Annotated in this window: 22 protein-coding genes; 7 read left to right on the top strand and 15 right to left on the bottom strand. The window is 72.8% G+C overall.

Annotation, left to right across the window (positions count from 1 at the left end):
• Positions 1-49 precede the first annotated feature (49 nt).
• The 7 genes from rnc to recG all read right to left on the bottom strand — a co-directional run bounded on the left by rnc (position 50) and on the right by recG (position 6,393).
• Complete coding sequence (gene rnc, locus ABZ899_RS18335) at positions 50-847, bottom strand: ribonuclease III (protein ID WP_361347248.1); 798 nt, start codon at positions 845-847, stop codon at positions 50-52.
• A gap of 19 nt (positions 848-866) precedes the next feature.
• On the bottom strand, positions 867-1,040 hold the full coding sequence (gene rpmF / locus ABZ899_RS18330; protein ID WP_007493396.1) for a 50S ribosomal protein L32: 174 nt from the start codon (positions 1,038-1,040) through the stop codon (positions 867-869).
• A gap of 2 nt (positions 1,041-1,042) precedes the next feature.
• The gene (locus ABZ899_RS18325) at positions 1,043-1,684 is read right to left on the bottom strand and encodes a YceD family protein (RefSeq protein ID WP_361346846.1); all 642 of its coding nucleotides are present in this window, start codon (positions 1,682-1,684) and stop codon (positions 1,043-1,045) included.
• A gap of 139 nt (positions 1,685-1,823) precedes the next feature.
• A complete protein-coding gene (locus tag ABZ899_RS18320) occupies positions 1,824-2,930 on the bottom strand; it encodes a cell division initiation protein (protein ID WP_361346844.1) in 1,107 nt (368 codons plus the stop codon).
• A 58-nt stretch (positions 2,931-2,988) separates the two neighbouring features.
• Positions 2,989-3,468: a pantetheine-phosphate adenylyltransferase gene (coaD, locus tag ABZ899_RS18315; protein WP_225994478.1), complete on the bottom strand. Its 480-nt coding sequence runs from the start codon at positions 3,466-3,468 to the stop codon at positions 2,989-2,991.
• A 26-nt stretch (positions 3,469-3,494) separates the two neighbouring features.
• Positions 3,495-4,082 carry a 16S rRNA (guanine(966)-N(2))-methyltransferase RsmD gene (gene rsmD, locus ABZ899_RS18310; RefSeq protein ID WP_361346841.1) on the bottom strand — a complete coding sequence of 196 codons (588 nt, stop codon included), beginning with the start codon at positions 4,080-4,082 and terminating at the stop codon, positions 3,495-3,497.
• A gap of 106 nt (positions 4,083-4,188) precedes the next feature.
• Positions 4,189-6,393 (bottom strand): ATP-dependent DNA helicase RecG, encoded by a 2,205-nt coding sequence (recG, locus tag ABZ899_RS18305; RefSeq protein WP_361346838.1) that lies wholly within the window; start codon positions 6,391-6,393, stop codon positions 4,189-4,191.
• 189 nt (positions 6,394-6,582) lie between these two features.
• On the opposite strand from recG, the gene ABZ899_RS18300 reads away from it, so the two are divergent.
• Entirely contained in the window at positions 6,583-8,418 is a 1,836-nt protein-coding gene (locus tag ABZ899_RS18300; protein ID WP_361346835.1) for an HSP90 family protein, read from the top strand.
• Positions 8,418-11,357 carry a tetratricopeptide repeat protein gene (locus ABZ899_RS18295; RefSeq protein ID WP_361346832.1) on the top strand — a complete coding sequence of 980 codons (2,940 nt, stop codon included), beginning with the start codon at positions 8,418-8,420 and terminating at the stop codon, positions 11,355-11,357. Before ABZ899_RS18300 ends, ABZ899_RS18295 begins: the two co-directional genes overlap by 1 nt.
• 21 nt (positions 11,358-11,378) lie before the next feature.
• Here the strand turns inward: ABZ899_RS18295 and ABZ899_RS18290 are convergent, their stop codons facing one another.
• Positions 11,379-13,046, bottom strand: coding sequence for a DAK2 domain-containing protein (locus ABZ899_RS18290; protein ID WP_361346829.1), 1,668 nt, complete (start codon positions 13,044-13,046; stop codon positions 11,379-11,381).
• A gap of 255 nt (positions 13,047-13,301) precedes the next feature.
• On the opposite strand from ABZ899_RS18290, the gene rpmB reads away from it, so the two are divergent.
• Positions 13,302-13,487 carry a 50S ribosomal protein L28 gene (gene rpmB / locus ABZ899_RS18285; protein WP_004924906.1) on the top strand — a complete coding sequence of 62 codons (186 nt, stop codon included), beginning with the start codon at positions 13,302-13,304 and terminating at the stop codon, positions 13,485-13,487.
• A 101-nt stretch (positions 13,488-13,588) separates the two neighbouring features.
• Here rpmB and thiD read toward each other — a convergent pair whose 3' ends face one another.
• Positions 13,589-14,371 carry a bifunctional hydroxymethylpyrimidine kinase/phosphomethylpyrimidine kinase gene (thiD, locus tag ABZ899_RS18280; RefSeq protein ID WP_361346826.1) on the bottom strand — a complete coding sequence of 261 codons (783 nt, stop codon included), beginning with the start codon at positions 14,369-14,371 and terminating at the stop codon, positions 13,589-13,591.
• Positions 14,368-15,336, bottom strand: a complete 969-nt coding sequence (locus ABZ899_RS18275; protein WP_361346823.1) for a thiamine-phosphate kinase — start codon at positions 15,334-15,336, stop codon at positions 14,368-14,370. The genes thiD and ABZ899_RS18275 overlap by 4 nt, the downstream gene beginning before the upstream one ends.
• Positions 15,337-15,542: 206 nt before the next feature.
• Between ABZ899_RS18275 and ABZ899_RS18270 the strand changes: the two genes are divergently transcribed.
• Positions 15,543-15,776 carry an Lrp/AsnC ligand binding domain-containing protein gene (locus ABZ899_RS18270; RefSeq protein WP_055623321.1) on the top strand — a complete coding sequence of 78 codons (234 nt, stop codon included), beginning with the start codon at positions 15,543-15,545 and terminating at the stop codon, positions 15,774-15,776.
• A gap of 20 nt (positions 15,777-15,796) precedes the next feature.
• A complete protein-coding gene (locus ABZ899_RS18265) occupies positions 15,797-16,306 on the top strand; it encodes a DUF3515 domain-containing protein (protein ID WP_361346820.1) in 510 nt (169 codons plus the stop codon).
• 16 nt (positions 16,307-16,322) lie between these two features.
• Here ABZ899_RS18265 and ABZ899_RS18260 read toward each other — a convergent pair whose 3' ends face one another.
• The 3 genes from ABZ899_RS18260 to ABZ899_RS18250 form a co-directional block, all read right to left on the bottom strand.
• Positions 16,323-17,480 carry a D-alanine--D-alanine ligase family protein gene (locus tag ABZ899_RS18260; protein ID WP_361346817.1) on the bottom strand — a complete coding sequence of 386 codons (1,158 nt, stop codon included), beginning with the start codon at positions 17,478-17,480 and terminating at the stop codon, positions 16,323-16,325.
• 115 nt (positions 17,481-17,595) lie between these two features.
• Entirely contained in the window at positions 17,596-18,606 is a 1,011-nt protein-coding gene (locus ABZ899_RS18255; protein WP_361346814.1) for an NAD(P)H-dependent glycerol-3-phosphate dehydrogenase, read from the bottom strand.
• Complete coding sequence (locus ABZ899_RS18250; protein WP_361346811.1) at positions 18,603-19,391, bottom strand: lysophospholipid acyltransferase family protein; 789 nt, start codon at positions 19,389-19,391, stop codon at positions 18,603-18,605. The genes ABZ899_RS18255 and ABZ899_RS18250 overlap by 4 nt, the downstream gene beginning before the upstream one ends.
• Before the next feature lie 212 nt (positions 19,392-19,603).
• Between ABZ899_RS18250 and cofC the strand changes: the two genes are divergently transcribed.
• Entirely contained in the window at positions 19,604-20,242 is a 639-nt protein-coding gene (gene cofC / locus ABZ899_RS18245; protein ID WP_361346808.1) for a 2-phospho-L-lactate guanylyltransferase, read from the top strand.
• A gap of 65 nt (positions 20,243-20,307) precedes the next feature.
• The gene (locus tag ABZ899_RS18240) at positions 20,308-20,511 is read left to right on the top strand and encodes a hypothetical protein (RefSeq protein WP_055623327.1); all 204 of its coding nucleotides are present in this window, start codon (positions 20,308-20,310) and stop codon (positions 20,509-20,511) included.
• Positions 20,512-20,587: 76 nt separating this feature from the next.
• On the opposite strand, the gene ABZ899_RS18235 is transcribed toward ABZ899_RS18240, so the two are convergent.
• Both ABZ899_RS18235 and ABZ899_RS18230 read right to left on the bottom strand, forming a co-directional pair.
• Positions 20,588-21,241, bottom strand: coding sequence for an HU family DNA-binding protein (locus tag ABZ899_RS18235; RefSeq protein ID WP_361346805.1), 654 nt, complete (start codon positions 21,239-21,241; stop codon positions 20,588-20,590).
• A 139-nt stretch (positions 21,242-21,380) separates the two neighbouring features.
• Complete coding sequence (locus ABZ899_RS18230; RefSeq protein WP_361346802.1) at positions 21,381-21,611, bottom strand: hypothetical protein; 231 nt, start codon at positions 21,609-21,611, stop codon at positions 21,381-21,383.
• Between the last annotated feature and the right edge of the window lie 261 nt (positions 21,612-21,872).

Raw genomic sequence — 21,872 nt, 5'->3', positions numbered from 1 at the left:
CGAGCGCCCGCCCCGGGGCCGGGACGGGCGCTCGGATCGCGCTGTTCGGTCAGGCGGAGGCCGACGCGTCGGCGTCGGCGTCGGCGTCGGGTTCGGGGACGGCGTTCGCCGCCTCCTTGGCGCGCTCGTCCGCCGCGGCCTTGATGGACCGCCACGCGGACTCGGCGGCCTGCTGCTCCGCCTCCTTCTTGCTGCGGCCGGTGCCGGTGCCGTACGAGACGCCTCCGACGCGGGCGGCAGCAGTGAAGGTCTTCTCGTGGTCGGGGCCGGTCTCCGTGACCAGGTACTCGGGGACACCGAGCCCTTCGGTCGCGGTGAGCTCCTGGAGACTGGTCTTCCAGTCCAGGCCGGCTCCGAGGTTCGAGGACTTCTCGATCAGGGGGTCGAACAGGCGGTGCACCAGCTCCGCCGCCGAGTCGAGGCCCTGGTCGAGGTAGACCGCGCCGATCACCGCTTCGAGGGTGTCGGCGAGGATGGATGCCTTGTCCCGGCCGCCCGTGCCCTCTTCACCGCGGCCGAGCCGGATGAAGGAGCCCAGGTCGAGCCCGCGGCCGACCTCCGCCAGCGCACGCGAGTTGACCACCGCGGCCCGGAGCTTGGCCAGCTGGCCCTCCGGCAGATCGGGGTGGGTGCGGTACAGCGTGTCCGTGACCACCAGGCCGAGCACCGAGTCCCCGAGGAACTCCAGCCGCTCGTTGGTGGGCAGACCGCCGTTCTCGTACGCGAAGGAACGGTGGGTCAGCGCACGCACCAGAAGGGCGGACTCGAGTTTGTACCCGAGCCGCCCTTCCAACAGCGTGTGGGACGAGGCCTGGCTGTCCGCTGCGTTCTTCTTCGGCGTGGACACAGTGCCTCTCACCAGCCGCTCAGACCTCGAGGACCTGGCGCTTGTTGTAGGTGCCGCACGACGGGCACGCGATGTGCTGCAGCTTGGGCTCGTGGCAGCGCTCGCACGCAACCAGGGTGGGGACCGCAGCCTTCCACTGCGACCGGCGGTGGCGCGTGTTGCTGCGCGACATCTTCCGCTTCGGAACAGCCACGGCTACTTCTCCTGCTTCTCGTCGACGCCCGGTTCGGCGCCGCTCTTGTCGTCCTTATCGCCGGGTTCGAGTGAATCGGCGAGTCCCTGCAGTGCCGCCCAACGGATGTCGACGGCGTCATGGTGGTGGTCCGGGTCGTCAGCGAGACGCACGCCGCACTCGGCGCACAGTCCCGGGCAGTCTTCCTGGCACACCGGCTGCATCGGCAGTGCGAGCACCACCGCATCACGCAGCACAGGCTCGAGGTCGAACAGGCCGTCCTCGATGAAGAGCCTGTCCTCGTCGTCCTCGGCGTCGTCGCCGGGCTCCGCGTGGTGCACGCGGCCCCGGTCGTCGGCGTCAGGGTACGAGAACATCTCCTGGAAATCCGCTTCCACGTCGAGCTGAAGCGGCTCCAGACACCTTACGCACTCCCCCTCGGCCCGTGCACGGGCGGTGCCTGTGACAAGCACCCCTTCCATGACCGACTCGAGCCGGAGTTCGAGCTCCACCGGGGCGCCTTCCGGCACTCCGACGACCTTCTGGATACCGAGGTCCTTGGGGGCGTCGACCGTGCGGGTCAGGCGCTGCAGCGCACCGGGCCGCCGGCCCAGCTCGTGTGTGTCGAACACGAGGGGGTTGCGGTGGTCGAGGCGGGCTGTCACGCCGTTCCTGCTTTCGATCTGCTGAGCTCAGGGGGTCCGCCGCCCAGTGGTGCTGCGGGCAGCGTAGATCGCGGACGTACGCGCGACCGAACAGCCAGGATACTGGACCTTTCGCTCACGGCCCAATCCGGTGGTCGCGCTACTGGCCGCGCCCCTGCTCGTACGCCCTGAGCTGCTCCGGAGTGATCATGCTGGTGTCGAAGAGACTGGTCTCGTCGAGCGCGTAGGACTGGTGGTTCTGCTGGGGCTGCTGGGCCGCCTGCTGCGGGTCGTACGCCTGCTGCCCGCTGTCGTAGCCCTGGTAGGGGGCGCCTCCCGCCGGAGCGTAGCCGGAGGTGGGGTCGTACGGGTCGGCCTGCTGGTAGCCGTAGGCGTCCTGGCTGTCGCCGTACCCCTGCTGCTGGTAGCCGTACGGGTCGGCGGTCTGCTGCTGGTAGCCGTATGCCGGCTGCGCGGCCCCGGGGTCGTACTGCGGCTGCGGCGGTACGGCCGCCGGCTGCTCGGCGGGGGCGGCCGAGGCGTCCTGCTGCGCGAGCGCGGCGAGGTCGGCGAGGTAGTCGGCGTCGCTGGAGTGCTGGATGGTGCTCATGTCGTCGGCGAGGGCGCCGAGGTCGTCGGTGGCGATCCGGCCGTGCAGCTTCTGCCGGCCGCGGCCGACCGCCTCCAGGGTCTTGGCGAGCACCGCCTCGAAGGCGCCGAGCTTGACGTCGACGTACTCGTCGGCGCTGCGGCGCAGGGTCTCCGGGTCGTGGCTGCGCTCGGGGGCGTCCTCGTCCTCGTAGCCGTGCTCGTCGGTACCCGGGCCGGTGCCGAGGAGCTTCTCGCGGCCGCGGCCGACGGAGCCGAGGGTCTTGGTGAGGACGACCTCGAAGTTGGCGAGCTTGGAGTCGACGTAGTCGTCGGCCTCCGCGCGGATCTCCTCGGCCTCCTGGCGGGCCTCGGCGAGGATGCGGTCGGCCTCGGCCTGGGAGCGGCGGGCCACCTCGGTGCCGGAGACCAGGGAGCCGCGCTCGGCGTGGGCGCCCTGGATGATCCGCTCGGCCTCCTTGCGGGCCTGCTCGACCATCTGCTCGCGGTCGCCGATCAGCTCCTGGGCCTGGGCGAGGGAGCCGGGCAGGGCCTCGCGGACCTCTTCGAGCATCGAGAGCAGTTCGGCGCGGTTGACCACGCACGAGGCCGACATCGGCATCGACCGGGCACTGGAGACCGCCGCGACGATCTCGTCGAGCTTCTTCTGCACGTCCACCGTGTGCTCGCCACTCTCTACAGCTGTGATGGAGACGGACGGGACGACTGTAGCCCCATCAACTGTGCCGCAGGCGCTTGTTCAGCGCCTCCAGGACCACCGGCGGGACGAGGTGGGAGACGTCGCCGCCCCAGGTCGCCACTTCCTTGACCAGGGAGGAGGACAGGAAGCTGTAGGTGGGGTTGGTCGGGACGAAGAGGGTCTCCACGCCCGACAGGCCGTTGTTCATCTGGGCCATCTGCAGCTCGTAGTCGAAGTCGCTGACCGCGCGCAGGCCCTTCACGATGGCCGGGATGTCGCGCTGCTTGCAGAAGTCGACGAGGAGGCCGTGGAACGCCTCGATCCGGACATTGCCGTACTCGGCGGTGACCTCGCGGATCAGGTCCAGTCGCTCGTCGACCTCGAACAGGCCCTTCTTGGACTTGTTGATCATGACGGCGACATAGACCTCGTCGTACAGCCTGGAGGCGCGGGAAATGATGTCCAGGTGTCCGTTGGTGATCGGGTCGAACGACCCGGGGCATACGGCGCGGCGCACTTGCGATCCCTCGCTCTCCGGTCCGGTCATCGTGCGTCTTCGCACGTAGAGGCGGCGCGACCGTACCAAAACGTTCCCTCGCCGTACCGGCGGGCCCGGAGGCCCTCGAAACCGTCCGGCCACCGGAATTCCCCGCCTCTGGTGCTGCGCTCCACGGTGACGAGCGCGTCGGGCGCGAGCCAGCCCCCGGCACGGAGTGTGAGGAGAATCTCCCGAAGATCGTCGTCCGAGACGGCGTACGGGGGGTCGAGGAATACGATGTCGTACGGCTCGTCGGGAGCCGGGGTGCGGATGATCTGTTCCGCTTTGCCCGACCTCACCTCGGCGCCGGGGAGGCCGAGACTCTTCACGTTCTCCCGGACGACGCGGGCGGCCCGGCCGTCGGCCTCGACGAGCAGGGTGTGGCTCGCGCCGCGGGAGAGGGCTTCGAGGCCGACGGCGCCGGAGCCGGCGTAGAGGTCGAGGACCCGCTCCCCGTCCAGCGGGCCGCCGAGGAGCGACTGCCAGGTGGAGAGGAGGCCTTCGCGCGCACGGTCGGAGGTGGGCCTGGTCCCCGTGCCGGGCGGCACGGCCAGACGACGTCCGCCGGCGGCTCCGGCGATCACGCGGGTCATCTTCTGTCCTCGGGTGTGGGCGGCTGTGGGTATCAGTGTGGCCGGTCGGGCGCGGGCCCGGGTACCCGCCTGGTCCAACCGGCCGCGACCCCCGGACGGGCTCGTCTCACCCCTTCTCCAGGTACTGCTCCCGCTCCTCGTCCAGGAGGGCGTCCAGGGCGGTCCGCAGGCCGGGCAGCCCCGCGAGCTCCGGATCCCGCTCCACCAGGGCCGCGGCCTCCTGCCGGGCCTCCGCGATGATCTCCTCGTCCTCGATGACGGCCAGCATCCGCAGGCTGGTGCGGGCGCCGGACTGGGCCTGGCCGAGGACGTCGCCCTCGCGGCGCTGCTCCAGGTCGATCCGGGAGAGCTCGAAGCCGTCGAGGGTGGAGGCGACGGCGTCCAGGCGCTGCCGGGCGGGGCTCGCCTCGGGCATCTCGCTGACCAGCAGGCACAGGCCGGGCGCGGAGCCGCGGCCGACGCGGCCGCGCAACTGGTGCAGCTGGGAGACGCCGAAGCGGTCGGCGTCCATGATCACCATGGCGGTGGCGTTCGGGACGTTGACGCCGACCTCGATGACGGTCGTGGCGACGAGGACGTCCGTGTCGCCGGCCGCGAAGCGGCGCATCACCGCGTCCTTGTCGTCGGGGTGCATCCTGCCGTGCAGCACCTCGACCGTGAGGCCCTGGAGGGGGCCCTGGGCGAGCTGCCCGGCCACGTCGAGCACGGCCAGCGGCGGGCGTTTCTCGGCCTCGTCCTCGGGCGAGGCCGCCTTGGCCTTCTTCGGGTCGTCCTCCTCGTCGCCGATGCGGGGGCAGACGACGTACGCCTGGTGGCCGTTCTCCACCTCCTCGCGCACCCGCTGCCACGCGCGGGCGAGGAAGTGGGGCTTGTCGGCGGCCGGGACGACATGGGAGGCGATCGGTGAGCGGCCGGCGGGGAGCTGGTCGAGGACGGACGTCTCCAGGTCTCCGAAGACGGTCATCGCGACCGTGCGCGGGATGGGTGTGGCCGTCATGACCAGCAGGTGCGGGGGCTGTCTGCCCTTGCCGCGCAGGGCGTCGCGCTGCTCCACGCCGAAGCGGTGCTGCTCGTCGACCACGACCAGGCCCAGATCGTGGAACTGCACCTTGTCCTCGATCAGGGCGTGGGTGCCGATGACGATGCCGGCCTCGCCGGTGACCAGGTCGAGCAGTGCCTGGCGGCGGGCGGCGGCTCCCACGGACCCGGTGAGCAGCACGACCTTGGTGGCGTGCTCGGCGCCGCCCAGCGTGCCGCCCTCGGCCAGATCGCCCATCATCTCGACGATCGACCGGTGATGCTGCTGGGCCAGCACCTCGGTGGGCGCGAGCATCGCGGCCTGCCCGCCCGCGTCGACGACGGCGAGCATCGCGCGCAGCGCCACCAGGGTCTTGCCGGAGCCGACCTCGCCCTGGAGCAGCCGGTGCATCGGGTGCTCGGTGGCGAGGTCGGCGAAGATCTCCCGGGAGACCTGCCGCTGGCCCTCGGTGAGGGTGAAGGGCATGCGGGCGTCGAAGGCGGTGAGGAGCCCGTCGGGCGCGGGGCGCCGGGCGACGGCGGGGAGTTGGGCGTCGGCATGCCGGCGGCGGGCGAGCGCGACCTGGAGGACGAACGCCTCGTCCCACTTGAGGCGGGCGCGGGCGTCCTCGATGTCCGCCTTGGTGTGCGGGCGGTGGATCTTGAGCAGGGCCTCCGGGAGGGGGACCAGGCCCCGTCCTTCGCGCAGGGACTCCGGGAGCGGGTCGACTGCCTCCTGGGCGCTCGGCAGGACCGTCTGGATCGCCTTGCCGATCTTCCAGGACTCCAGTTTGGCGGTGGCCGGATAGAGCGGGATCAGTGCGCCGGCCCAGGTCTCGACGGCCTCCCCGGAGTCGTCGCGCAGCAGTTCGTAGGCCGGGTGCGCGAGCTGGAGGCGGCGGTTGAAGACGGAGACCTTGCCCGCGAACATGGCGCGGGTGCCCGGCAGGAGCTCCTTGTGCGGCTTGTGGACGCCGTTGCCGAAGAAGACCAGTTGGAGGCGGCCGCTGCCGTCCGTGATGGTGACCTCCAGGCGCTGGCCCTTGCCGCGCGGCGCCTTGGCGGAGGCGAAGCTGTGCAGCCGGGCGTCGGCGACCATGGCGACCACGGTGACGTGCTCGTCCATGGGGAGGTCGGCGAGGTGGGTGAGCTGACCGCGCTCCTCGTATCTGCGGGGATAGTGGTGCAGCAGGTCCCCGACGGTGTGCAGGCCGAGGTGCTCGGCCATCACCTTCGCGGTGGGGGGGCCGAGCACCTTCTTCAGTGGTTCGTCCAGTGCGGGCACGAGATCCATTCCACACCACGGCACTGACATCGCGTCGGGCGCCGCCGTGGCCTTGTGCGTAAACGTCCCGGAAACCCCTGGTCAGCCGGTTCGTCTCGGATCTAGGATGACGCGCCCCGGCCATCCCTTCGCGGTCACCGCCTCACCGGGACCGCCCGACCCCGCGCCGACGCCCCTCCCCCCACCGGCGCTGCGACGATGGACTCCCAGACCTCACAGTCATCCCAGGCCCCCCAGCCCTCCCCGTCACCGCACACCTTCCAGGTCGACCTGCGCGGTCTCGTGGACCTGCTCTCCCACCACCTGTACTCCAGTCCCAGGGTCTACCTGCGCGAACTGCTCCAGAACGCGGTCGACGCCATCACCGCCCGGCGCGCCGCCGAGCCGGACGCGCCCGCGTCGGTGCGGCTGTTCACCGAGCCGGGCGCGCTGCGGATCGAGGACTCCGGGATCGGGCTGACCGAGGCGGACGTGCACGACCTCCTCGCGACGATCGGGCGCAGCTCCAAGCGGGCGGACGGACTTCAGGAGGCGCGGTCGGACTTCCTCGGGCAGTTCGGGATCGGGCTGCTCGCCTGTTTCGTCGTCGCCGAACGGATCCGGGTGGTCAGCCGCAGCGCGCGGACGCCGGACGCGGCGCCCGTGGAGTGGACGGCGACCGACGACGGTTCGTACACCGTGCGCACGCTGCCGGACGACGCGCGCCCGGAGCCCGGCACCACCGTGCACCTGGTGGCCCGGGCCGGCGCCGCCGAGTGGCTGGCCGAGGACCGGGTGCTGGCGCTGGCGCGGGACTTCGGCTCGCTGCTGCCGTACGACGTGCGGGTCGGCGAGGAGGCGGTCACCGATCTGCCGGCGCCCTGGGACCGGCCGTACCCCTCCCCCGCCGCCCGGCGGGTGGCCCTCGGGCGGCACTGCCACGACCTGTTCGGCTTCAGGCCGCTGGACGCGATCGAGCTGGACGTGCCGCTCGCGGGGATCCGGGGGGTGGCGTACGTCCTGCCGTCGGCGGTCAGTCCGGCCCAGCGGGCGGGCCATCGCGTCCACCTCAAGGGCATGCTGCTGACCGAGCGCGCCGAACAGCTGCTGCCCGACTGGGCGTTCTTCGTGCGGTGCGTGCTGGACACCGACAGCCTGCGGCCGACGGCGTCGCGCGAGTCGCTGTACGAGGACGAGACGCTGGCGGCGGTGCGGGAGGCGCTGGGGGAACGGATCCGGGCCTGGCTGACGGATCTGGCGGCCGGTGATCCGGAGCGGCTGGCCGCGTTCCTCGCGGTGCACCACCTGGGCGTGAAGTCCCTGGCGCGGCACGACCGGGAGATGCTGCGCATCATGCTGCCCTGGCTGCCGTTCGAGACGACCGACGGCCGGCTGTCCCTGGAGGAGTTCGCGCGGCGGCACCGGGTGGTGCACTTCACCCGGACCGTCGAGGAGTACCGCCAGGTCGCGCCGATCGCCTCCGCGCAGGGCGTCGGCGTGATCAACGGCGGCTACACGTACGACAGCGAGCTCGTCGAGGCGCTGCCGTCGGTGCGGCCCGGCACGGTCGTGGCCGAGCTGGACGCGGACACCGTGACCGCCCATCTGGACGCCGTCGACCCGGCGGTGGAGCTGGCGCTGTCGGGCTTCCTGGCGACCGCGCGGGCCACGCTCCACCCGCTGGGCTGCGACGTCGTCCTGCGCGCCTTCCATCCGCTGTCGGTGCCCGCGCTGCACCTGGACGACCGGGCCGCCCGGCACGAGCAGGCCCGCGCGCAGGCCGAGGAGCAGGCCGACGACCTGTGGGCGGGCATCCTCGGCTCGCTGCGGGGCGAGGCGCCCCGCGCGCGTCTGGTGCTCAACCACCTCAGCCCGCTGATCCGGCGGATCGGCTCGCTGGGCGAGCCGGAACTGATCGGCACCGCCGTGGAGTCCCTGTACGGGCAGGCGCTGCTGATGGCGCAGCGCCCGCTCAGGCCCGCGGACTCGGCGCTGCTGAACCGGGCCTTCATCGGCCTGCTGGAGTGGGCCACGAACGGGGAGGGGGACCGCTGATGACGGAGATCACCGACCTCGACGCGCTGCGCCGGGCGATGGCGGAGAACGGCGAGCAACCGGAGGGCCCGGCCCGCAACGCGCGCGCGGAGCAGCTGCTCGCCGAGGCGGAGCGGCTGGGCGAGCCGCTCGCGGTGATCGAGGCGCTCGGGCACCAGCTGAAGGTCTACAACTACAGCTCCGAGAAGGCGAAGATGTTCGTCCCGTTCGCGCGGCTGCTGCGCATGTGGGACGAGCGGCCCGAGGACTTCGACGAGTACGAGACGCACAGCCTGCACTGGGTCTTCAAGTGGATGTCGGCCGGGATGCTCGATCAGCCGCACATCCCGCTCGCCTCGATCGAGAAGTGGCTCGGCGAGATGGAGCACCGCTACCGGCTCGCCGGCCACTCCGAGCGGGCGGTGCGCAGCGCCGAGTTCAGCGTGGCCGCGCACGTCGGCGACCTGGAGCGGGCGGAGCGGGCGTACGCGGCGTGGCTGGCGGCCGACCGGGACTCCATGGCCGACTGCCACGCGTGCGAGCTGCACGGGCAGGGCTGGTGGCAGGCGGTGCGGGGCCGGGACGCGGAGGCGGTCCGGCTGTGGCGGCCGGTCCTGGACGGCGAGTACTCCTGCGCCCACGAACCGCACACCGTGCTCGCGTCCTCCCTGGCCCCGCTGCTGCGCCTGGGCCGGGTGGACGAGGCCCGCGCCAACCATCTGCGGGGCTTCCGGCTGGTGCGGCCGATGGAGAGCATGCGCGGCGCGTACGCGGACCACGTCGAGTTCTGCGCGCTGACGGGCAACGAGGCGCGCGGTCTGGAGCTGCTGGCGGAGCGTCCGGCGTACTTCACGGACGACGGGCAGCCGCGCAGCAAGCTGGACTTCATGGCGGCGGTGACCCTGCTCATGGACCGGCTGACCGCGCTGGGGCTGGGCGGGCAGCAGGTGCCCGGCCCGGCGGACCGGACGTGGACCGCGCGCGAACTGGCCGCCCACGCGCGCGAGGAGACGCTGGCGCTGGCCGCGCGGTTCGACGAGCGCAACGGCACGTCGTACACGAGCGAGCGGGCCCGTCTGCGCATGGCGCAGGACCCGCTGGTGGAGCGGCTGCCGCTGGGCGTGCGGACGGCCAACCGCCCGGCGTCGGCGCCCCCGGCGGCTCCCGCGGCGCCTGCCCCGGCCGCCGCGGACGAGCGGCCCGGCCTGCCGGAGCTGCTCGCCGAGGCGCGGCGGCTGTCGGACAATCTGCGGCCCAGTGCCATCGAGGCGTGGGCGGCGGTGTCCCGGGCCGCCGGGGGTGTCGAGCTGGACGCGCGTGACCGGGCGGAGATCGCCGACCACCGGGCGATGGACCTCGGCCCCGAGGGCGTCCCCCTGTTCGAGGAGGCCGCCGCGCTGTACGCGGAGGCGGGCGATCCCGGCGAGGCTCTGGCGGCACGCGCGCGTGGCGCGTACGTCCGGGCGCTCACCGGCGAGGTGCCCGCGGCGCTCGACGCGGTCGGCGCCCTGTACGACCAGGTCCTCGCGCTGTACGCCGAGGACGGCACGGGCGTGCGCCAGACGGCGGCCGTCCTGATGAGCCGGGCGCGGATCCTGATGCGCCGGGTGCACGAGGCGGAGGAGGGCGCCGAGGGCGCCGCCCTGTCCGCCGCGGAGTCGGCCGTCCGGGAGGTGCTGGCGTTCGTCTCCGGGCGCACCGGGGACGACGTACGGCTGCTCGCGCGGGTCGCGGAGGCCCGGGCGATGCTGGCCGAGCTGGCGGCGCTGACCGGTGACGTGGAGGGGGCCGCGGAGCTGTTCGCGCGGGCCTCGGGCGAGTTCGTCGGAGCGGGGCTGCCGTGGTTCGCGGTGGAGTACGAGGCCCGGCTGGCCGGTCTCGCCCACCATCTCGGCGACAATGCCCGGGCCGAGCGGGCGCTGCGGGCCGCCCTGGAGCACGGCGGGCCGTACCTGGAGGCGACCGGGCGGGCCCAGCTGCATCTGCAGCTCGCCGAGGTGCTGGGCGGCACCGGGGTGTCCGAGGAGGCCGCGGAGCACGCCCTGGAGGCGGCGCACTGGGCCGACGAGGCAGGTGAGAGCCGCACGCTGGGCGCCTGGGCGCGGCACCAGCTCGGTGGGTTCCTGGTGCGGCAGCAACGTTTCGCTGAGGCGGCGGAGGTGCTGGAGTCGGCGCTGCCCGACCTGTCCGCCGAGACGCACGGCGACGGTGCGGTCGTCCAGACGCTGTGGTGGCTCGGTGACTGCCTGGGCGAGCTCGGCGACCACCGGGACGCGGCGGAACGGCGGCTGCGGGCGGCCTCGATCGCCCGGGAGTGGCCCGAGCAGCACGACCACGCGACGCTGGCGCACCTGGCCGCCGAGTCGCTGGGCCACGCGGGGCTGCACACCGAGGCCGACCGCGCCTACACGCGCGCGGGCGACCTGTGGCGCTCGCTGGGCAACGTCCACGGTCTGGTCCGCTCGCTGCGCGCCCGCGCGTGGCTGGCGCTGCGGGTGGAGGACGGCGACGGCGCGCGTGCGGCCGAGCTGATGGCGGGCGCGGTCGAGGAGTGCACGGCGGCGCTGGACGAGGCCGGCGACGAGGAGGCACGGCAGCGGCTGGTCGCCGAACTCGGCCAGACTCACCGCCAGTTCGGGGACCTCCTGGCGCGCTCGGCGGCCGAGGACGCGGAGGACGACTCGATCCGGACGGCGCTGGAGGAGGCCCTGGCGCAGATGACCCGGGCCGTCGCGGTGTTCGCCTCCCTCGGCGACGACGCCCTGCACGGCCGCACCGGCGCCGAGCTCGCCGCCGGCTGGCTCCAGGCCGACCTCAGCCGCCCCGCCGAGGCGGCGGCACACGCGCGTGCCGTGCTCGCCGCCTACGAGGACGACGACGGGCGGGACGAGACGGTGCGCCGGCGCCGGGCCGAGGCGGAGCAGATGCTCCAGGTCGTGGAGGAGCAGGACGGGGCGTGACGCGGGCCGGGGCCCGGTGGGTCACTCCACGCCGATGAGCAGGAGCGCCCCCTGGCGGCCGCCCCGGTACACCACCGTGTCGACGGCGAGGTACGCCTCCCGCACGCGGGTCTCGAGGTGCTCGGCGATCGACTCGGGGGCCTCGTCGCCGAGGACGAGGGTGACGAGTTCGCCGCCGGCGGCGAGCATGCGGTCGAGGACGGTCTCCGCGACGGCGGCGACCTCGGCGCCGATCACGGCCACGTCGCCGTCGATGAGGCCGAGGACGTCCCCGGCCTGGCAGATGCCGGCCGAGGTCCAGGACCGGTGCTCGGCGACGGCGACCTCGGCGTGCCGGGTGGCGCCGGCCGCGGAGGTCATCGAGACGACGTCCTCGTCGAAGCGGCGCTCGGGCTCGTGCACGGCGAGCGCCGCGATGCCCTGGACCGCGGAGCGGGTGGGGATCAGGGCCACCCGGACGCCCTCGGCACGGGCCTGCTCGGCGGCCGCGGCGGCGGTGTGCCGCAGGTCGGCGTCGTTGGGGAGCAGCACGACCTCGCGCGCGTGGGCCCGCCGTACGGCCTCCACGAGCTCCCCGCTGGCCGGGGGCTCCCCGGGGCGGGCGAGCACCGTGGTCGCTCCGGCCTCGCCGTACAGCCCGGCCAGTCCCTCGCCGGGCACGACGGCGACGACGGCCCGCTGGACCCGTTCGCGGGGGGTGCGCTCGCCGGTGCTGTGCACGTCCCCGGCCCCGAAGTGGGTGATCCGGATCCGGTACGGCCGTCCCGCCTCCACGCCGGCCTCCACGGCCGCGCCCGCGTCGTCGACATGGACGTGGACGTTCCACAGGCCGTCCCCGCCGACGACCACGAGGGAGTCGCCGAGCCCGTCGAGACGGTCCCGCAGCCGGGCCACGGCCGCGTCCTCGGCCTCCAGCAGGTAGACGACCTCGAAGGCGGGGCCGCCCCCACCGGGACCGTCGGCGCAGTCCTCCGCCCCGGCCGGGCCGTCCTCCGTACCGGCACGCGCGCGCGTGGACGCCCCGGCGACCGCGGGGGCCGCCTCCCCGGTGAACGTCTCGACCAGCGCGCCCAGGACCGCGACCAGGCCGCGCCCTCCGGCGTCGACCACGCCGGCGCGCTCCAGCGCGGCCAGCTGTCCGGGGGTGGCGGCCAGCGCCGTGAGCGCCCCGTCGAAGGCGGCCCGGGCGATCGCCCCGCAGTCGTCGCCGGTGGCCGCGCCGGCCGCGTCGGCGGCGGCCGAGGCCACCGTGAGGACCGTGCCCTCCACGGGGTGGGCCACGGCCTGGCGGGCGGAGTCCGCCGCGGTCCGCAGCGCCTGCCGCAGCCCGCTTCCGTCGGTGTGAGCCGTCTCCCGCTCGGCGGCGAGCACCTGGGCCATGCCCCGCAGCAGCTGCGCGAGGATCGTCCCGGAGTTGCCGCGCGCCCCGATCAGGGCGCCGTGCGCCATGGCGCGGACGGCGTCGGCGAGTGTGGGCTTGCCCACGTCGTAGGCGGTGAAGACGGCCTCCACGGCCGCGGCCGCGGACTCCAGGGTCAGGTACAGGTTCGTCCCGGTGTCGCCGTCGGCCACGGGATAGACGTTGATCGCGTCGATCTCCTCGCGCGCCCGGCCCAGCGACTCCAGCGCGAGGCCGCACCAGGTACGCACCGCGAGAGCATCGAAGAATGTCTGCGGCACCTGCGCCACCTGCGCCTCCTCGGACTGCTGGACGTGGGACGCAGCGTAGACCCAGGTCCGGGGCCCGCCGGAGGTGGGCCGGGACCGCCCCCCGGGCAGCCATGGTAGTTTCGTTGTACTGGCGCAGCCGTTGTATGCTGCTCCGGTTGCCCGATCCAATCGGGCCATTCCCCTGGCAACGCCACTCAGATCTCTGATCCTACGATCTCGATCCCGGCCTGCCGGGATCAACCGTAAGTGCATCTGAAGTCTTTGGAGTGACCGGTGGCTGCCAACTGCGACGTCTGCGGCAAGGGGCCGGGCTTCGGCAACAACATCTCGCACTCGCACCGCCGTACGCCCCGTCGCTGGAACCCGAACATCCAGCGCGTGCGTACCGTGGTCGGTGGGACGCCGAAGCGCGTGAACGCCTGCACCTCGTGCATCAAGGCCGGCAAGGTCTCGCGCTGACGCCCACAGCTGAGCGCGCGGCCACTGCTGGTTCGGTGCAAACAGCCGGTCCACCCTCGGGTGGGCCGGCTTTTCGCTGTGCCTGACGGACGGGCCGCGCGCTAGCCGAGGGACCAGCCGTGGTGCACGGGCCCGATCCCGGCGCCGAGGGCGAACCCGGCGGCGATCGCCCCGGTGACGTACTCCTTGGCGGCCGTGACGGCCTCGGGCACGCTCTGCCCCTTGGCCAGCTGGGAGGCGATCGCGGAGGCGAGCGTGCAGCCGGTGCCGTGGGTGTGCCGGTTGTCGTGGCGCGGGGCGCGCAGCCAGTGCTCCTCCGAGCCGTCCGTGAGCAGGTCCACGGCGTCCCCGGCGAGATGGCCGCCCTTCACCACGACCCAGCGCGGCCCGTACTCCAGCACGGCCTCCGCCGCCCGTCTGAGGTCGCCCTCCGACTCGACGCGCACACCGGTGAGCTGCGCGACCTCGTCGAGGTTCGGTGTGGCCACGGTCGCCGACGGCAGCAGCGCGGTGCGGACGGAGTCGAGCGCGGACGGGGCGAGCAGCGGGTCCCCGTGCTTGGACACCCCGACCGGGTCGACCACGGCCGGCGCGTCCGTCCCGGCGATCAACTCGGCGACGGTGTGGACGAGTTCGGCCGAGGACAGCATCCCCGTCTTCACGGCCCGTACGCCGATGTCGTCGACGACGCTGCGGTACTGGGCGCGGACCGCCTCGGCCGGCAGCTCCCAGGCCCCCTGGACGCCGAGCGAGTTCTGCGCGGTGACCGCGGTGATCACGCTCATGCCGTGCACGCCGAGCGCCAGCATCGTCTTCAGGTCGGCCTGGACGCCGGCCCCGCCGCCGGAGTCGGACCCGGCCACCGTGAGAACGCCGGGTATCACGACTCGATGTCCCCTCCGAAGTGGTCCCAGCCGCCCTTGCGGGTCCAGGGCGCGCCGTCGACCGTGACCTGCGGGAGCGCCGACGGGTTGAGGACCTCCCCGATGACCTTCCAGCGGGCGGGGAGCTTCACGTCGGGCGGGAAGGTCGCCACGATCGCGTGGTCCTCTCCCCCGGTCAGCACCCACTGCATGGGGTCGACGCCGACGGCCTGCCCGATGTCGTTCATCTGGGTGGGGATGTCGATGGCGCCCGAGCGGATGTCGATGCGCACCTTGCTGGCCTCGGCGATGTGCCCGAGGTCGGCGATCAGCCCGTCACTGACGTCGCACATGGCGGTCGCGCCCAGCCCGGCCGCGGCCGGGCCCGCGTGGTACGGCGGCTCGGGGCGCCGGTGGGCCTCCACGAAGGCGCGGGGCGAGCGGAAGCCCCGGGCGAGCACGGCGTACCCGGCGGCGGACCAGCCCAGCCAGCCGGTCACGGCGACGAGGTCACCGGGCTGGGCGCCGGCGCGGGTGACGGGCTCCTGGTTGCGCAGGTCGCCGAGCGCGGTGATGGACACCATGATCGAGTCGCCGCGCACGACGTCGCCGCCGACCACCGAGGCGCCCGCGACCTGGCACTCGTCGCGCAGTCCGTCCATCAGCTCGCTCGCCCAGGTCACCGGGAGTTCGGCCGGCACGACCAGGCCGAGCAGCAGCGCGGTGGGCACCGCGCCCATGGCGGCGATGTCTGCGAGGTTCTGGGCGGCCGCCTTGCGGCCGACGTCGTAGGCGGTGGACCAGTCGCGGCGGAAGTGCCGCCCTTCGACCAGGATGTCGGTGCTGGCGACCACCCTGCGGTCGGGGGCGGCCACCACCGCGGCGTCGTCGCCGGGGCCGACCCGGACCGCCGGGGTGGTGGTGAGACGGGAGGTGAGCTCCCTGATGAGCCCGAACTCCCCTAGCTCACCAACAGTGCCCTTCATTGCCCTTACGCCCCTTCTGTCCCTGTTCGCACCCGGTCGCGCGTCTCTGTTGTCCTCGCTACGGTCGAGGTGCACGACGACTTCTGCCCTGCGGGCACCCCGGCGCGCAAGCCCCGGCCCTCGCGGGTCTCCCCGCGGCGAGCGGCGACGCGATACCGTTGCGTTCCTTTTCCCCACATGATCCTCGTGGCCGCCCTGGAGGTTCCGTGGTACAGGCGTACATCCTGATCCAGACCGAGGTCGGCAAGGCGTCGACCGTCGCCGAGACGATCGGCAAGCTCCCCGGAGTCATCCAGGCCGAGGACGTGACGGGACCGTACGACGTCATCGTGCGCGCCCAGGCCGACACCGTCGACGACCTGGGCCGCATGGTGGTCGCCAAGGTCCAGCAAGTGGACGGCATCACCCGCACCCTGACCTGCCCCGTCGTCCATCTGTAGCCCCCGTCTACCCTTGGCCGGTGAACTCTTTCCGTCACCGGCGCGCTGTCGTCCTCGGGCTGCCCGCACTCGCCGTGCTCGTCACCGCCGTGGGCTGCTCCTCGGCAGACGGCGGTGCGTCGGCGGCGGTTCCCAGTCCCGGGGCGAAAGCCACGGAGCTGTGCCGGAACCTCGACAAGGTGCTGCCGGCCGAGGTGGACGGGGCGGACCGTGCGGATCCCTCGCCCGCGTCCGCGTTGACCGCGGGCTGGGGAGACCCGGCGATCATACTGCGGTGCGGTGTGGAACGGCCGCCCAAGATGCTGGACCCGAAGGTGGCCGAGGGCAGGGACCCCGACGCGGTGCCCGGTGGTGTGGAAGGCGTCCGCTGGTTGATGGAGAAGCGCGACGACGGGGGGTACCGGTTCACCTCGGCCCTGCGCCGGGCGTACGTCGAGGTGGACGTGCCCGAGGGCCGGGACGGTTCGGGCGTGCTGATCGACCTGGCCCCGGCCATCAAGAAGGCGATCCCCGAAGGGATCGCCGACTGAGGTTCCGGACGGGCGTCTAGCGCAGTCCGGTGGAGCGCCGCAGGGCCGCCTTGATGAGCCGGTCGATCAGCTCCGGATAGGCGATCCCGCTGGCCTGCCACATCTGCGGGTACATCGAGATCGGTGTGAAGCCGGGCATCGTGTTGATCTCGTTGATCACGAACTCCCCGTCCTCGGTGAGGAAGAAGTCCGCCCGCACCAGGCCCTCGCAGGAGGCCGCCTCGAAGGCGTCCACCGCCAGGCGCTGGACCTCGGCCGTCTCCTCGGCCGTCAGCGGCGCCGGGACGATGCCGGGCGTCGAGTCGATGTACTTCGCCTCGAAGTCGTAGTACGCGTGGGCGTCCGGCGGCGGGATCTCGGCGGGGACGGACGCCCGCGGGCCGTCCTCGAACTCCAGCACCCCGCACTCGATCTCGCGGCCGCGCAGGGCCGCCTCCACGAGGATCTTCGGGTCGTGCCGCCGCGCCTCGGCGATCGCCTCGTCCAGCCCGGACAGGTCGTCGACCTTGGTGATGCCGATGGAGGAGCCCGCGCGCGCGGGCTTCACGAACAGCGGCCAGCCGTGGTCGCCCGCGAGGTCGACGATCTTCTTGCGGGCGGCGGACTCGTCCTGCTCCCACTCCCGCGGCCGGATCACCACGTACGGGCCCACCTTGAGCCCGAACGACGTGAACACCCGCTTCATGTACTCCTTGTCCTGGCCGACGGCCGAGGCGAGCACACCCGAACCCACGTACGGCACGCCGGAGAGCTCCAGCAGCCCCTGCAGGGTGCCGTCCTCGCCGTAGGGGCCGTGCAGCACCGGGAAGACGACGTCGATCTCGCCCAGCGCCTTGGGCACCGAACCGGGCTCGCTGTAGACGACTTCGCGGTTCGCCGGGTCGACGGGCAGCACCACACCGCCGTCGTGGGACTCGGCGAGCTGGTCGACGCTGGGCGTACGGCGCTCGGTGATCGCCATGCGGTCCGGGTCGTCGGCGGTGAGCACCCAGCGGCCGCTCTGCGTGATGCCGATCGGCAGGACGTCGTACGTGGTCCGGTCGATCGCGCGCAGCACGGCCCCCGCGGTGACCGCGGAGATCCCGTGCTCGGAGCTGCGTCCGCCGAAGACGACGGCCACCCGCGGCTTGCGCGCCGGCCGGTCGGGGCTCTGGGGGAGGTTCTCGGTGCTCATATCGCGATGAGAGTACCCGGTGGTAGGGCGCCGAGTCAGCGTCCGTTGACGGGTGGCGGTTCGAGAGATGCCCCGAAAGGGTGCGCGGCGACGCCGTGCTCCCGGCCCCGGTCGCTCAGCGCCTCTCCGGCTTCGCGCTGCGCGACATCAGCTCCTTCAGCGCGACGACCGGCGGCTTGCCCTCGTGCACGATGCCGACGACCGTCTCCGTGATGGGCATGTCCACCCCGTGCCTGCGGGCCAGATCCAGCACGGACTCGCAGGACTTGACGCCCTCCGCGGTCTGCTTGGTGACCGCGATGGTCTCCTGCAGGGTCATGCCCTTGCCGAGGTTGGTGCCGAAGGTGTGGTTGCGCGACAGCGGCGAGGAGCAGGTGGCCACCAGGTCGCCGAGGCCGGCGAGCCCGGAGAACGTCAGCGGGTCGGCGCCCAGCGCCATCCCGAGCCGGGTCGTCTCGGCGAGGCCGCGGGTGATGAGGGAGCCCTTGGCGTTGTCGCCGAGGCCCATGCCGTCCGCGATGCCGACGGCGAGACCGATGACGTTCTTCACGGCACCGCCCAGCTCGCACCCCACCACGTCGGTGTTGGTGTACGGCCGGAAGTACGGCGTGTGGGAGGCGGTCTGGAGCCGCTGGGCGACCGCCTCGTCGGTGCAGGCGACGACCGCGGCGGCCGGCATCCGGGCGGCGATCTCCCGCGCCAGGTTGGGTCCGGTGACCACGGCGATGCGGTCCGGGCCGACCTTGGCGACGTCCTCGATGACCTCGCTCATCCGCATCGTGGAGCCGAGTTCGACACCCTTCATCAGGGAGACGAGGACGGTGCCCGGGGCGAGCAGCGGGGTCCAGTCGGCGAGGTTGGCGCGCAGGGTCTGCGAGGGGACGGCGAGGACGGTGAAGTCGGCGTCGCGGGTGGCCTCGGCGGCGTCCGTGGTGGCCCGCAGGGTGCGGGGCAGCTCGACGCCGGGGAGGTAGTCCGGGTTGGTCCGGGTGGAGTTGACCGCGTCGGCCAGGCCGGCGCGCCGGGCCCACAGGGTCACCTCGCAGCCGGCGTCGGCGAGGACCATGCCGAAGGCGGTGCCCCACGATCCCGTGCCCATGACGGCCGCCTTGACGGGCTTGCTCACGTGCCCTGCCCCTCCTCCTGCTCGACCTGCTCCTCCAGCACCCGCCGGCTCTGCGCGGTGGTCCTGCGGCGCTGCTCGATGCGCTCACGGCGCGGGTCGTAGGGCACGTCGGGCGCCTTCTCCCCGCGGATCTCCTCGAGCTGGCGGGTGATCGCGGCCATGATGACCTCGGTCGCCTCCTTCAGCAGCTCCGGGGTCATCTCCTGGCCGTAGAACGCCGAGAGGTCCACCGGGGGTCCCGCCAGCACCCGGTGCGTCTTGCGCGGGAACAGGTGCGGCTTCTTGGCGTAGGGCGGCAGCAGTTCGTTGGCGCCCCACTGCGCGACCGGGATCACCGGGCACCTCGTCTGCAGCGCGACCCGCGCGGCGCCGGTCTTGCCGGTCATGGGCCACAGGGCCGGGTCGCGGGTGAGGGTGCCCTCCGGGTAGAAGGCCACGCACTCGCCGCGCTCGACGGCGTCGATCGCCGCGCGGAAGGCGCTCAGCGCGTCCGTGGTCTCCCGGTAGACGGGGATCTGCCCGGTGCCGCGCATCGCGGCGCCGACGAATCCCTTCTTGAAAAGGCCGCTCTTCGCGAGGAATCGCGGAACCCTGCCGGTGTTGTACTGAAAGTGCGCATACGCGAAGGGATCGATGTGCGAATTGTGATTCACCGCGGTGATAAATCCGCCCTCGGCCGGAATGTGCTCCATTCCACGCCAGTCCCGCTTGATCAGAACCACCAGCGGCGGTTTGCAGATCACTGCGGCGAAGCGGTACCAGAAGCCGATTCTGCGGCGGGGCACGCGGACACCTTCCTCTAGGAATCAACGACATCGGGCCGGGGGGCCGCACAAGTGTCGCCCCAGGCCGCCGGTCTGTCGAGAACACTACGCCCGCCCGTTGCGCGCCCCCACCCCTCCAAGGCGCTCCGTCCGGGCCCCGTGGCCGCGGCCGCCGGACGCCCCCGGTGACGGCTGGGCGACAATGACCGCGACGAGAGAGGGACGGAACGCCGGTGCAGTGGACCTTGGTCGTACCCCTGAAGCCCTTGGCACGGGCGAAGAGCAGGCTGTCGGACACCGCGGCCGACGCACTGCGCCCGGAGCTGGCCCTCGCCTTCGCCCAGGACACCGTCGCGGCGGCACTGGCCTGCTCGGCGGTGAAGGATGTGGCCGTCGTCACGGACGACGTGCGGGCGGGCCGCGAGCTGGCGCTGCTCGGCGCCCACATCGTCCCCGACGAACCGCGCGGCGGTCTCAACGCGGCGCTGGCGCACGCGGCCGCCGCCGTGCGCTCCCCCCGCCCCGAGGCGGCCGTGGCCGCGCTGAACGCCGACCTGCCCGCCCTGCGCCCGCTGGAACTGACCCGGGTCCTGGACGCGGCTGCGGAATTCCCGCGCGCCTTTCTCGCGGACGCGGCGGGGACCGGGACGACCCTGCTGACGGCGGCGCCCGGAAACGCGCTGCGGCCGGAGTTCGGGGAGAACTCGCGCGCCCGGCACCACGCCGCCGGCGCACGGGAACTGCGCCTCCACGACGTGGACTCCGTACGCCAGGACGTGGACACCGGCGCGGACCTGCGCGCCGCCCTGGCGCTGGGCGTCGGTCCGCGCACGGCCCAGGTGGCGGCCCGGCTGCTCACCGAGGGCGCCTAGGGGGCGGCACCACACCCGGCGAACACCCCCTCGCGGCCCCCCGGCAGAGCGCATAGGCTGCGAACATGCAGGCCACCGCATACACCTACGACGCCGACACCCGCTCCGGCAGCGTGCTGCTGGACGACGGGACGCCCGTCCCCTTCGACGCCCCGGCCTTCGACGCGGGCGGCCTGCGGCTGCTGCGGCCCGGACAGCGGGTCCGCATCGAGACGGAGGGCGACGGCGGTTCGCTGCGCGTGACGCTGGTGACGCTGCAGACCTTCTGAGCCCGCGCGGGCCCGGACACGCCGCGGGCCGGACTCCGTGCGGAGTCCGGCCCGGCGCGTGAGTGCCCCTGCGGTTCTACCTCTTGCGGGCGGTCGCCTTGGCGGTGGTCTTGCGAGCCGTCGACTTCTTGGCGGGCGCCTTCTTGGCGGTGGCCTTCTTCGCCGGGGCCTTCTTGGCCGCCGTCTTCTGCGCGGTCGCCGTGGTCTTCTTCGCCGTCGTCTTCTTGGCGGCGGCCGTCGTCGTCTTCGCCGGCGCCTTCTTCGCGGCCGCCTTCTTCGCCGTCGCGGTGGTCTTCTTCGCCGTCGTCTTCTTGGCGGCGGCCGTCGTCGTCTTCTTCGCGGCGGCCTTGGTGGTCTTCTTCGCGGCGGCCTTCTTGACCGTGGCCGAGGCGCCGCCGGACAGGCTGCCCTTGGGCGCCTTCTTCACGGAGACCTCTCCGCCGCGCGGCAGCTTCTTCGAACCGCTCACCAGGTCCTTGAAGCCCTGACCGGCGCGGAAGCGGGGAACCGAGGTCTTCTTGACCCGAACCCGCTCGCCCGTCTGAGGGTTGCGGGCGTACCGGGCCGGGCGGTCGACCTTCTCGAACGAACCGAAGCCGGTGACCGAGACCCGCTCGCCCCCCACGACGGCGCGGACGATGGCGTCCAGTACGTGGTCGACAGCATCGGCGGCCTGCTGGCGGCCCCCCATCTTGTCGGCAATCGCTTCTACGAGCTGCGCCTTGTTCACGTCTTCCCCTTCGGAGACATCGCCAGAACGAAAGTGTTCAAGCTTTTTCGCACGTTAGGCAGATATATACCGCAAATCAAACACGAAACGGGCTAATCACCCTTGTGCCGCAACAGACTCGACTGCCTCGAAGGTGTTCTCAGCGTTCCTCTTCGGGGAATCGCCCCGCGTCGAGGTCCGCGACGAACCGCTCCAGACGCCTTGCCGCTTCGGCGACGTCGTGCTTGGCCGCGGCCGTAATGACCAGCAGCTTCCGGGTCAGCGCCATCCGTACGCCCTCCGGGACTTGCAGTGCGCGCACGCTCGCGTGCGCTTCCTTGAGTTGGTCCGCGACCGCCGCATAGGGCTCGAGTTGGCCGTCGTGTTCCATGCACAGATTGTGCCATCTGGGGCGAGTTGTCGCCTGCCAGGGGTGCAACTCCGGCCTCAGTTGGCTTTCCGGGCACTTGCGGAAGCCGCGGTGGCACCACTCACGTACCCCGGCAACACCCGCCGTAACGCGGGGTGTTGTGAGCGGTGCGCGGATCGCACAGGGCCGTTCGGGTGCAGACATGGCAGTACCCCCGATCGGGCCGATCGGGGGTACTGCGGGTGTGTTGGGGTGGCCGGAAGTCGCCTTGCGCGGGGTCCG

Source organism: Streptomyces sp. NPDC046859, assembly GCF_040645135.1.
In the GTDB taxonomy this organism is placed as follows: Bacteria; Actinomycetota; Actinomycetes; order Streptomycetales; family Streptomycetaceae; genus Streptomyces.
This window is presented reverse-complemented; position numbering and strand designations above follow the sequence as displayed.